Annotated in this window: 10 protein-coding genes; 2 read left to right on the forward strand and 8 right to left on the reverse strand. The window is 40.8% G+C overall.

The window, feature by feature from the left end; genetic code table 11:
- Positions 1-185 (forward strand): hypothetical protein (locus tag LI162_RS13570; protein ID WP_227156812.1); only part of this gene is annotated, 185 nt, incomplete at its 5' end.
- A 211-nt stretch (positions 186-396) separates the two neighbouring features.
- Here LI162_RS13570 and LI162_RS13575 read toward each other — a convergent pair.
- The 4 genes from LI162_RS13575 to LI162_RS13590 form a co-directional block, all read right to left on the reverse strand.
- A complete protein-coding gene (locus tag LI162_RS13575) occupies positions 397-921 on the reverse strand; it encodes a VanZ family protein (protein ID WP_227156813.1) in 525 nt (174 codons plus the stop codon).
- Between the two features lie 65 nt (positions 922-986).
- On the reverse strand, positions 987-2,351 hold the full coding sequence (locus LI162_RS13580) for an MATE family efflux transporter (protein WP_055157839.1): 1,365 nt from the start codon (positions 2,349-2,351) through the stop codon (positions 987-989).
- A 209-nt stretch (positions 2,352-2,560) separates the two neighbouring features.
- Entirely contained in the window at positions 2,561-5,044 is a 2,484-nt protein-coding gene (locus tag LI162_RS13585) for a hypothetical protein (protein ID WP_227156814.1), read from the reverse strand.
- Positions 5,045-5,060: 16 nt separating this feature from the next.
- Entirely contained in the window at positions 5,061-7,133 is a 2,073-nt protein-coding gene (locus LI162_RS13590) for an efflux RND transporter permease subunit (RefSeq protein WP_227156815.1), read from the reverse strand.
- 251 nt (positions 7,134-7,384) lie between these two features.
- Between LI162_RS13590 and LI162_RS13595 the strand changes: the two genes are divergently transcribed.
- The gene (locus LI162_RS13595; protein WP_015528699.1) at positions 7,385-7,990 is read left to right on the forward strand and encodes a TetR/AcrR family transcriptional regulator; all 606 of its coding nucleotides are present in this window, start codon (positions 7,385-7,387) and stop codon (positions 7,988-7,990) included.
- Positions 7,991-8,531: 541 nt separating this feature from the next.
- On the opposite strand, the gene LI162_RS13600 is transcribed toward LI162_RS13595, so the two are convergent.
- From LI162_RS13600 to LI162_RS13615, 4 genes are all read right to left on the reverse strand, one after another.
- Complete coding sequence (locus LI162_RS13600; protein ID WP_227156816.1) at positions 8,532-9,470, reverse strand: alpha/beta fold hydrolase; 939 nt, start codon at positions 9,468-9,470, stop codon at positions 8,532-8,534.
- Positions 9,471-9,480: 10 nt separating this feature from the next.
- Positions 9,481-10,851, reverse strand: a complete 1,371-nt coding sequence (locus LI162_RS13605; RefSeq protein ID WP_196020885.1) for a citrate/2-methylcitrate synthase — start codon at positions 10,849-10,851, stop codon at positions 9,481-9,483.
- Between the two features lie 181 nt (positions 10,852-11,032).
- Positions 11,033-11,905, reverse strand: a complete 873-nt coding sequence (rsmA, locus tag LI162_RS13610; RefSeq protein ID WP_020436330.1) for a 16S rRNA (adenine(1518)-N(6)/adenine(1519)-N(6))-dimethyltransferase RsmA — start codon at positions 11,903-11,905, stop codon at positions 11,033-11,035.
- A gap of 16 nt (positions 11,906-11,921) precedes the next feature.
- Positions 11,922-12,683 carry a TatD family hydrolase gene (locus tag LI162_RS13615; RefSeq protein ID WP_054753133.1) on the reverse strand — a complete coding sequence of 254 codons (762 nt, stop codon included), beginning with the start codon at positions 12,681-12,683 and terminating at the stop codon, positions 11,922-11,924.
- Between the last annotated feature and the right edge of the window lie 95 nt (positions 12,684-12,778).

Below are 12,778 nucleotides of genomic sequence, written 5' to 3' on the forward strand. Positions count from 1 at the left end.
AAGCGACAGCTTTTATATTTTATCAAAAGCTTTTGTCTTTGTCAAGAACTTTTTTCTTTTTCTTTGTCGCTCTTTTTGAGCTTTCCTTTGCCGTCTCACGCGACAGCCTATTTAGGATATCACTTTCAGAACTCTTTGTCAACAACTTTTTTGATTTATTTTTCAATCATTTCATTGATTTTTAAATCTTCCAGTTTCCTTCCGATCAAGAATGTCCCGCCTCCGCGTCTTCTTTTATCTTCCGTTCCTCTGTTGTTTTCCTTGCTGTTCCTCAGCGACGAATGTTATCTTATCACAGCTGTTTTTAATTGTCAATGTTTTTTATATATTTCATGCAATTCAGAATATTCTGAAAATTAGCATCTGCGTTCCCAAACACTAACAGCTATTGCATGCTTACTTATTTGTCACAAACAGCATACTCAGTAATGCAATTCCGACTACCTCAACCACTGCTCCGATTCCATTGATCATGCTCATTCTCTTCTTTGGCAATATTTTTCCAAGAAATGCAAAGAGCACTGCTCCCACCCCACTGCCAAGTGTATTTCCGATTAAATCTGTAATATCGCTTACGCCAATAGAGAATATCCACTGTACTGTCTCAAATGTCAGGCTCACAAAAAATGATGCTCCAATCCCCAACCACCATTTTCTTTTACCCAGAAATGCAGTGAAGTAAACTCCTGCCGGAACAAATATCAGTATATTGTATATAACCTCTTTCATATGTGTTATAAACGCAACACTTGTTTCGTAATGAAATGGGATTAGATTTAGTTGTCTTAAATGTGGGATTTCTTCTATAGTAAATGCAAACTTAAACAGCACAAGCCATGTCAGTAAGAAGAGATATGCTCCAAATACAATATATGATATCATTTTACTTCTATTATTTTCCCATCGTTTTTCTATTTTCATTTTTTCTCCAATACCTTCCTTGAACTATCCTCTTTTATAAAAGAATAATAGCAGGCTTTTCTTAATCAAAGCCTGCTATTATTCTTAAGTATTCTTGAACTTCTTGTAATCCAGAAGAATGTTGCTACAAAGATAATACCTTTTACAATGGATGTTGATGAAACTGCACACCAGATTCCATTAAGTCCGAGTGCTGTTCTGCAAAGGAGAATTGCCAATGGAATTCTCGCTCCTGTAAATATAATTGAAATCACACTGCACAGATGTGTCTTTCCAAGTCCGGACAATGCCCCGACCGTCATAAGCTCTACGCACATAAATGCTTCACTGAGTCCTACGATTATAAGGTAATCCACTGCGATTTCAATTGCTGTTGCTTCATGGAAAAAAATTCTTGCGATTGGTTTTGGAACAAATACAAATATTGCTGTAATTATCAATCCCCAAATACCAACTGTCCATAAAGATGCTCTGTATCCTTTCTTGACACGATCCATCTTGTTGGCTCCATAGTTCTGTCCAACAAATGCATTCAGCGCCGCAGCGAATCCATCCGCCGTATTCCATGAGAGCGATTCAATCTGACCACCGACTCTCTGTACTGCAACTGCCTCAGCACCAAAGACGGATACCATACGTGCAAGTACCATTGAGATTACACAATAAGCCATTCCCTGAAGTGCTGTCGGAATTCCGATCTTGCAGATTCCACTTACATATTCCATCGGAATTCTTGCAAACAGACGAATTCCTTTTAATACATTATCCTTCTTCTGCACAAAGATTCCGATGATCATTACACTCATTACAATTCCCTGCGCTGTTACAGTCGCAATTGCTGCACCTGCCACACCCAATTCAGGAAGTGGCCCCGGTCCAAGGATCAGTACCGGATCCAGGATCATATTAATTACCAGCCCGATCAGATTCGCAATAAATGGAGTCTTTGAATCTCCCTGTGCAGTATAAATACCTGTCAATGTAAATGTCAGAAATGAAAATACGATCAAACCGCAGGCAATTCTTGTATAAGAAAGTGCAGCCGCAATTGCTTCTGCATCATCCAAATGAAAGAAGCCGACCAGTCGATGTAAAAACAGCAATACAATTGCCGCATATACTAATCCCATCAATGTAGCTAACTGTACTGCGGTCTGCGCATATTTATTCGCCTCGTCTCTATTTCCTTTTCCGATGCATTGCGCTACTTGAACTTGTCCGCCCATTCGAGCCATAGATGCCAACCCTTGTGACAGCCAGGTGTACATTCCTCCGACACCAACTCCGGCAACTGCCTTCGAACCAAGCAGACCGATCCATGCCATATCTGTAAGATTATACAATGTCCCTAAAAATGACGATGCCATAATCGGTATCGCCAGCTTCGTCAAGGTCTTTAAAATAGGACCCTTTGTTAAATTTCCTTCCATATCTTCCCCACATACCATATTTTTCAATAAAATAGTCTTCTCTAAATTACTACGCATTCTCATGAAGCGTTTGCCTCTATAGACAAGCCTACTATATAATGGTATTTTTTGCAATCCTTTCTTGTGATGGCAAATTCCAAAACACAAAAAACGGAGAAATCCTGGTCGGGGGTTTCTCCGTTTTTCCTATATTATAAAGATGATACGATTTACTCGATTGCTTCTGTCTCGATTACGAATTTCACGCTTCCTTCCATTCCGCTGTCTTTTCCACTGAATGTTGTATAAGTACAATCATCCGATGTAAGTGCATCGAAACGGTCAAGTACATCACCGAGTTCGTCTTCTACTGTGCTCTTTAATTTGCTTGTTCCTTCACGGTCGAACTTCTCCATACCGTCTGCGAGTTCTCTTGCTCCTGACTGAAGAGTTGCTGCACCTTCACGAAGGGCTGCGCTGTTCAGTGAAAGTTTTGCTGCTCCGGATGACATCTGGCTTCCCAGTGTATTTAGTCCGCTTGCCAGCTGGTTTGTTCCGCTCTGAAGTGTCTGAACTCCTGCTACCAGTGTTGAACTGTTAGCTTTCAGTTTGTTGGCTCCTACTAAAAGTGCGTCATTATTTGCACTCAACTGTGAGAATCCACCGTTCAGTTCGAGAATACCCGTAACTGCTGCCGGGAACTGTGCCTGTACAGATTTGTTTAACTCACCAAGGTTAGATGAAAATGTTCCGATTGCTATATTTAATCCCTGCATTCCTACATCCAGCTGATCTACAGATTCTGATAACTGTCCGATTGCTTCCGCCGGAAGTTTATCCTTCATACTTGTGATTGTCTGAAGTTTCTCCTGCATTGCCGGAAGCTGAGCTTTCAGTGTCTGTGCTGTCTGCTGAAATGTTTTCATTGACACACCGATTGCTCCCATCTCCTGCTGGATCGCTGTTGTATCAATTGTTGGAATTGTCACACTAACTTCGCTTGCCTTCTCGAGTCCGCTCAATCCGTCTGCCGCGCTCTTTGCTGCATTTAATTTATCAATTGCTGCCTGAAGATCCGCTTTTGCATTCTCGTCTGTTGTCTGATCTTTCTTCGCCTGTAATTCACTGACTGCAGAATCAATTGTTGCTTTGCTGTTTGCTGCTGCATTTTTTGCTGTATCAACCTTATCATTATAATCTCTGATCTTTGCATTCAGATCATCTACTGCACTCTGACAAGTTGTGTCCAAAGTAGCAAGCTGCTGGTTAATCATTCCAAGCTGCTGACTCAGACTTGTGAGGTTAGCTGCAATATTCTGAACCGGTGTTGCAATTCCATCATTCAGCGCTGTTCCAAGCTTCTCTGTCTGATTGATCATTTCAGTTCCTGTCGCCAACATATTTCCTACCTGACCCAAAAGTGCCTGAACCTCTTTGCTTCCAAGTGCTGCTTTCAGCTGTGCTGTTCCCGCTGCCAGCTGGCCGGCTGCTACCTGAATATCTTCTGTCGCTGCTCCTTCTCCATCAATTGCTGCATTCAGCTGACTGATCGCTCCCTGTACTGTTTTCAGTCCGCTGCTGAGCTGGCTCAGTTTCGCGGCACCTGCTGCCAGCTGCTGTTCACCGCCAATATAAGCTGTCACTCCGTCAGCCAGTGCATTTGTTCCGACTGTATAATCCTGCACGCCTTTGACAACTTTATTGACACCATTCACATACTCTGTCACGCTTCCGTTCAGTTCTCCATCGCTTCCAAGGTACTTCTGAATTGCATCATTCAAAGTATCCGCACCTTCTGTATAGCTGTTGACACCGTCTGCAAGTGTTCCGGCTCCGTCTGCAAGTGTGTCAGATCCACTTACTAACTGAAGTGCTGCATCTTCCAGTTCATCTAAGGAACTCTTCAGCGAATCAACATCTACGATATTATCAAAATCAATGTCATCAAGAAGATCGGTGAGTGCCACTGTAAATGTAGAAGACATTGTGAAATCTGTCACATCAGCTTCCACGCAGAGACTTTCCGGGATTGTCAGATCTTCTGTTTTGCTTTCGTCCAGATTCAAACTTTCTTTCATGCCAGGCATTCCGAATCCGACTACGATATTCTTGCTTCCATCAGAAATAACTTTTCCGTTATCAATCGTAACATTGCTAAATGTTTCATTCGGAAGGATCATTCCCGTCATCATGACAAATGGTGTGTAAACTTCTTCTTGTTTTCCATCTACGCTGACTGTTTTCTTCTCTTTATTTGTATAATCCACCTGAATCTTCAGATGTCCGCTTTTTCCTTTCAAATCTGCCGGTTTGATTTCTTTTCCGTCCAGATAGTAAGTAAGCTTTACAGAAACCGGAAGATCCTGATCTGTTGTTCCCTGATAATAAATATCTTCACCGTCTGTATTCCATGTCAATGTATCTCCGGATGCTTTGAATGTTTCATCACCTTTTACATTCTTAATATCTTTCAGAGTACTTGCATCTGTCAGGCTTCCTGATACACTGCCTGAATTCTTCAGCCAGTTAGATACTGTTACTTCATCAGTTGTTCCTGTTGCGTCTGCATTTACATAAACTGTCTCTTCCTTATAAACTGCATCTGCGTCAGAACTTGTTCCTGCAGCAAAGACCGGCACAGCGCCCATCATTACTGACATTCCAACGGCAAGAGAAGTTGTGAGTCCACGTTTGATTTTTCTGTTTTTGTTCATGATTCTTACATCCTTTCTACTTTTTTCCACCGAGGAATCCGATGGACGTCTTACATATTACTTTGTCAAATATCATAAACATCGCCGGCAATATCAGGATTACTACCACCATACTGATAATCGCGCCTCGCGCAAGCAAAGTGCAAATAGAACCGATCATTTCAACCTGTGAGTAGCAGGCTACTCCAAATGTTGCCGCGAAGAAACTTAATCCGCTGCTGATAATTGACGGCATACTGGTTTTATGGGCAATACTGATTGCTTCCATCTTATCTCGTCCACGCTGACGCTCTTTCTGATAGCGGGTCGTCATTAGAATTGCATAATCTACAGTTGCTCCCAACTGAATTGCTCCGATTACTATACTTGCAACAAATGGAAGGCTTGTTCCCTGATAAAACGGGATTGCCATATTAACCATAATTGCAAATTCAATAACTGCCACCAATATGATTGGCAGAGATATTGATTTGAAGATAAGCATAATAATGATAAATATCGCTGCAATTGAAAGTGCATTTACATTTACCAGATCCACATTGGTTACATCCTCCAAGTCTTTCATCAAAGGCGCTTCTCCAATTACCATCGCATTTTTATCATAAGATTTTACAATCTTATCGATCGATGCAATCTGTGTATTGACTTCCTCTGTTGCTGATTCATATTCCGAGCATACAAATGCAAGCTCGTAATCATCGCTTTGCAGCATTTCTTTGATATCATTTGGTATCATAGAGTCCGGCACTGCCGGTCCAATCAGCGAATTCATACTGATCGTCCACTTGACACCTTTCACAGAATCAATCTCATCGAACATTTTCGACTTCTGTTTTGCATCCATACTTCTATCTAACATAACCATATGAATATTACTCATATCGAAGTCTTTCTTAAGTTCTGCATTCGCCACATTACTGTCCAGTGTGGATGGGAGTGAATCTGCAATGTCGTAGTAAATCTTTGTGTGATTATTTCCATAAATAGCTGGGAATAAAAGTACCAGGAAAACAACGATCCATACTTTATAGTGCTTTGTAATAAAAGCTGATGGCTTATCCATGTTGCTGAGCAACAGTTTATGTTTTGTCTTCTCAATTGGTTTATCAAATACAAGAACCAGAGAAGGTAAAACTGTTACGCAACAGATCACACCGATCAATACGCCTTTTGCCATAACGATACCAAGATCTCGGCCAAGTGCAAATGTCATAACACACAACGCTACGAATCCGGCTACTGTCGTAACAGAGCTTCCTGCCACAGACTTAAATGTATTGGAAATCGCATGTCCCATGGCACGTTCTTTCTCTCCCGGAAAACGCTTCTTGTTTTCCTCGTAGCTGTTCAAGAGGAAAATGGAATAATCCATTGTCACACCCAGCTGCAATACCGCAGTCAATGCCTTTGTAATATACGAAGTCTCTCCAAGGAAAATGTTGCTTCCAAGATTGTAGAGAATCGCAAGCCCAATACTGATCAGAAATAAAATCGGTACTACGAAAGATCCGCTTGTCAGTTCAAGTACGACCAGACTTAAAAGTGCTGCAATCACTACATAAACCGGAAGTTCTTTAAGTGCCAGATTCTTAATATCTGTAACAACTCCTGTCATACCGCTGATAAAGCACTGATCATTCGCCAGCTTCCTCATCTGTCCGACAGCATCCATAGCTTCATCAGAAGATGTTGTATTATCAAACAATACAAGCATCATCGTGGCATCGCCTTTGAAAAACGCCTCCTTTAAATCCTTTGGGATCATCTCCACCGGAAGACTGATATCAGCTACATCGTCATACCAGAGTACATCTTTTACATGCGGTACTTCACTGAACTGATCTTCAAGCTTCTGAACATCCTTCATGTCCATGTTCTCTACCACGACCATGGAGAAAGCGCCCATTCCATACTCATCCACCAGAATATCCTGACCCTTTACTGTCTCCAGATGCTCCGGCAGATAACTGAGCAAATCATAGTTTACACGTGTCTTTGCCATCCCGATGACCGACGGAATAATCAGAAGAAATCCGATGATCAACATCAGAACTCTGTGTTTGGCAATCCATTTGCCAACTTTAACCATTTGTATCATCTCCTATATTGTCTCACTACTCAAGTCTCTTATAGTATAGCGCAAAGTGACCATTAGTCAATATTTTTTTGTTAAAAAATGAAAAATGGTCATTTTTATTGACTTTTAGGAATTTTGTGCCATACTAGTAAAAAGACAATAGGAATTTTTCACAGAATGTATTTTTATGAAAACCTCTTATTGGCAAAGTTTGTATTATATATTACAATCACTAAAGACACACAAAGGAGGTCATTGAGATTATGGGAAAAGTAGATGATAATAAAAAGCTGAAAATGAATACACTGCTCCAGACTGCATTTGACCTGTTCACCGGAAAAGGCTTTGCCAAAACAACTGTATCCGACATCGTGAATCAGGCCGGTCTGGCAAAGGGGACATTCTATCTTTATTTCAAAGACAAGTATGATTTAAGAGATAAATTGATCGCATACAAAGCCTGTCAGCTTTTTGATGATGCACACAAGCAGCTTGAAGGGACTGAGATTAATTCTTTAGAAGAAGAGATTCTTTTTTTAACAGACTATATTATTGACCGTTTCCAGAAACAGCAGTCCTTGTTAAAATTTTTGTCAAAGAATCTCTCCTGGGGAGTTTTCCAGGATGCTGTCGGAACAGGTTCTGTAGTGTCCAGGCAATTTTATGATCACTACAGAAATTCACTTGTAAAATATAATGTAAACTGTGAGAATCCGGATCTCTTACTTTTTACACTAATTGAATTGATCAGTTCAACAAGTTACAACTGTATCCTTCATGAGAAACCTGTTTCTATGGAAGAGTACAAACCTTATCTTCATAAATCACTCAAGAAGGTCTATGAAGTGTTTGTAAGCGTTCAGGATTAAGTTTATTTTATTTAATTTATTTTTCTTTTAATGTTTGAACATAATTTTGACACATTTTCTGTCTATACTAAGACTCAGATAGTTGATAAACAACTATCTCCCCCCTCATAAAGTAATGGCATCCCGGTGTGCCGGGATGTCGACTTTACTCTCATTCCTTTAGATAATAAAAAGAAGACCCGATTGCCAATCTGCTGAAGCAGTGAGGTGCTCGGGTCTTACTTTTTGTGTTTTCATATGATGTCGTACAGGATTGTTTTATATATAACACCACTATATTCTGGCATCATCTAAGTTATCACTGCAACGCGAAAACCCGCTAACCTTTCGGCTAACGGGCTTCGTTGTGTTTATAGTTATCTAAAGGAATGAGAGTAAAGTGTTGACACTTTCCTGTGTCACAACTTTATGAGGGGGGGAAGATAATTGATTTTCTCTTATCAACTATCTTGATATTAGTATATCCGGAAAATGTGTCAAAAGTATGAGTGCTTTCTTAAAGAAGACGAAAAAATATAAACAGATTATGAAAAAATATAAACTAATAATTTATTTTTCTACGTTCTTCCATCCACTCGAGAAGATCTTCATATACCTGCTCCCGATCTGTCTCGTTAAGCAGTTCATGACGATCACCGGCATACAGTCTTAGACTGATGTCCTGGATTCCAGCCGCTTTGTATTTCTCATAAACTTTCCTTACGCCTTTTCCGAATCCTCCAACCGGATCTTCGGCACCGGCTGCGAAAAGGATTGGAAGCTGCTTCGGAATCATATAGATACTTTCTTTTTTCTCCATTATAAGCATCCCGGTAAACATGCTATAATACGCGTTCACTGTAAAGGCAAAGGAGCACAGTGGATCTGAAATATATTTTTCCAGATGTTCTTCATCACTGGTTACCCAGTCCGCGCGTGTCTTTGGATTCTTGAATTTCCTATTATAGGCACCGACTGCCATTCCATCCACCAGTTTACTTTTATAATGCCAGCCACGGAACATCGCCAGTGTCCTACACAATCTTCTTCCAAACTGAAGTGTCGCTCTCTGCTGATCTGCTACAACTCCGATAAACATTGCTCCCGCCAGCCCATTTCCATACATCTGTACATACTGGCGCAAAAGACTTGAGCCCATGCTATGTCCTAACATAAAGTAAGGTACATCCGGATATTTCTTCATCGTCCGCTGACGAAGTGTATGCATATCTCCGATCACGCATGCATTTCCATATTTTTCGTTAAAAAATCCATACTCCGACTTGCTCTGCACAGATTTTCCATGTCCTAAATGATCGTTTCCAACGACATAATATCCATGACTACACATGAATTCTGCAAATTCATCGTATCTCTTAATATATTCCACCATTCCATGGCTTAACTGCAGGACAGCTTTCACTTCTCCTTCCGGTTTCCACTCAATCGTGTGGATCTCCGTATTGCCATCCTTTGAAGGGAAATAAAACTCATCTCTCATCGTTCATTCACTACCTGTCATCTAATTTGATATAATCACGATATGGTGCAAGCGGCTTATAAGCCGGACGTATGATCTTATCTACATTCTTCAACTCTTCCAGTCTGTGTGCACTCCATCCAACGATACGTGCTGCCGCGAAAATTGGAGTATATAATGCCGGTGGAAGATCAAGCATGCTATAAACAAGTCCACTGTAGAAATCTACGTTCGCATTAACACCTTTATACATCTTACGTCTCTCGCTAATGATCTCCGGTGCCATCTTCTCTACTTTCTCATACAGTGCATATTCTGCCTCGTGGCCCTTTTCATATGCGAGCTGCTTTACAAACTTCTTGAAGATCTCCGCTCTTGGGTCGGATACAGAATAAATCGCATGTCCCATTCCATAGATCAGACCTCTCTTATCAAACGCTCTCTTCTCCAGCAGTGCCTCTAGGTAAGCTCTGATCTGATCATCATCCTGCCAGTCTGTCAGCTGCGTCTTCATATCTTCAAACATCTGTGTTACTTTTACGTTCGCACCACCATGTTTCGGCCCTTTCAAGGACGCCATAGCTGCTGCAATTGTAGAATAAGTATCTGTTCCTGAAGATGTAACAACATGCGTTGTAAATGTTGAGTTGTTACCACCGCCGTGATCCATATGAAGAACAAGAGCCATGTCAAGGATCTTCGCCTCAAGTTCTGTATACTGACGATCTTCTCTGAGCATCATCAGAATATTCTCTGCCATAGACAGTTCTTTCTTCGGTGCATAAATATACAGGTCTTCACCCATTTTATAATTGTAAGCAAGATAGCCGTAAACCATAAGCATTGGGAACTGGCTGATCAGGTTCAGACTCTGACGCAGTACATTCGGAATGCTTGTATCATCCGCTTTGTCATCGTAAGAATAAAGCTGAAGAATACTTCTTGTAATACTGTTCATCATATCACGGCTCGGAGCCTTCATGATCACGTCACGTACAAAATTCGGTGGAAGCATCCGGCGGTCAGCTATCATATCCTTAAAATTCTCAAGTTCCTTCTGATTCGGAAGCTCTCCAAAAAGAAGCAGATATGCAATCTCCTCAAATCCAAAATGTTTCGCCTCAAGGAATCCGCTTACAAGATCTTTAATATTGTAACCTCTGTAATAAAGATTACCTGCACACGGTACGGATACACCGTCTACAATCTTTGTTGCACACACATCGGATATATTTGTCAATCCGGCAAGTACACCTTTACCGTTCAGATCTCGAAGTCCTCTTTTTACCTCGTATTTGGTATAGAGTTCTTTGTCAATTGCATTGTTCGTTTCACATTTCAGAGCAAGTTCTTCAATCTCCGGAGTGATGTCAAAAAATATGCTGTTAATATCTTTGGCCATGGGCTCTTCCTCCTTCTCTTGTTTCTTCTAATGTCTTTTATCTTTTAATTATACTAGATATCCGTCTAGTAAACAATTAACTGAATATTAAATCTTTATGAATCAAAAAGTGAAGAAGAATAAAGTTGCTGTCCACTACATTTTTGTAAACAGCAACTTTGTAAATTCCTTTAATATTATTTTATCTGCAATCATAAAGAAAATCTGCCAGCTTTGCAAATTCTTCCAGCGTAAGGGCTTCCCCTCGAATAGATGCACCTCTTCCGAGTGCTTCAATCGCTGCCTCGATTTCTTCCTTCGTGTAGTCAAGTTCTGCCGAATTCTTCAGTCCATTTGCCAAAGTCTTTCTTCTCTGGTTAAAGGAGGCACGGATAATACGGAACATAAGCTTTTCATCCTTTACCTTCACCGGTGGTTCTTCATAACGTTCCAGACGGATTACCGCAGATCCAACCTTCGGACGAGGCATAAAGCAGTTTGGTGGTACATTTGCCACAATATATGGTTTCGCATAATATTGCACAGCCAAAGACAGTGCACCATAGTCCTTCGTTCCCGGTCCCACCTGCATACGGTCTGCAACTTCTTTCTGAACCATAACTGTAATACTCTTGATCGGAACATGATTCTCAAAAAGTCCCATAATGATCGGCGTTGTAATGTAATATGGCAGGTTGGCCACAACCTTGATCGGTTTTCCTCCATTTTCCTCTTCTGCAAGCTTTGCAATATCTACTTTCAGGACGTCATTGTTAATAACACGGGCATTGTCATAATCTGAAAGCGTATCTTCCAGAATCGGAATCAGTGCCTTGTCAATCTCAACTGCAACAACTTTTCTCGCTGCACATGCCAGATACTGTGTCATCGTTCCGATTCCTGGTCCGATTTCCAATACAAAATCATCTTTTGTAATCTCTGCTGCCGCAATAATTTTGTCCAGTACATGTGTATCGATCAGAAAGTTCTGACCGAACTTTTTCTGGAATACGAAATTATATTTCTGTAATACTTCTATCGTATTCTGTGGATTTCCAAGTGTTGGTTCTTTCATCTCATCTCTCCATTTCTTATAATTGATATAAATCCCTTGCATTCTTCTCTGTCTGTTCGATCACCTGCTCCGCAGAAATGCCTTTTAACTCTGCAATCGCTTCTACAACATATGGCAGGTACAAGGATGAATTTCTCTTTCCTCTGAATGGTGTCGGTGCCAGATACGGGCAGTCTGTCTCAAGAACAATTGACTCCAGTGGAATTTCTTCTACAATCTCTTTTAACTTCTTTGAGTTCTTGAATGTCACAACACCGCCGACTCCGATGTAATATCCCATCTTTACATATTCTCGCGCCATCTCAAGGCTGTAAGAATAACAGTGTATCACACCTTTGAGTCCTTTTCCATGTTCTTTCATAATTTCCATCGTATCAGCTGCCGCCTCACGGCTATGGATCATCACAGGTTTGTTCATCTCTCGTGCAAGATCCAGCTGTCTGATGAACCAGTGTTTCTGCAGATCATGCCCTTCTTTATCCCAATAATAATCAAGTCCGATCTCGCCAACCGCAACGATCTTTTCTTTCTTTAATAATTCTCTCATTCGAGCGAAATTCTCTTCATTCAGTGCACCGACTTCGTCCGGATGTACACCTACTGATCCATATATAAATGAATATTTCTCTGCGAGTTCTACTATCTTATCCCAGGACTCTACTGTCGCCGCTGCATCCACAATTGTTCCAACGCCGCCTGCTGCCATACTGCTTAGTAGCTCATCTCTGTCTGTGTCAAACTGCTCATCATCATAATGCGCATGTGTATCAAATATCATTTTATTTACCGCCTGTTTTCAATATTTCTAATCTTGTGCTTTATTTTACCACAAATAATTCTTTCCGTCTTCATATAATACATCCATCGCCCCAA

It is taken from the genome of Mediterraneibacter sp. 210702-DFI.3.120 (assembly GCF_020561005.1).
Taxonomy (GTDB): domain Bacteria; phylum Bacillota; class Clostridia; order Lachnospirales; family Lachnospiraceae; genus Mediterraneibacter; species Mediterraneibacter faecis.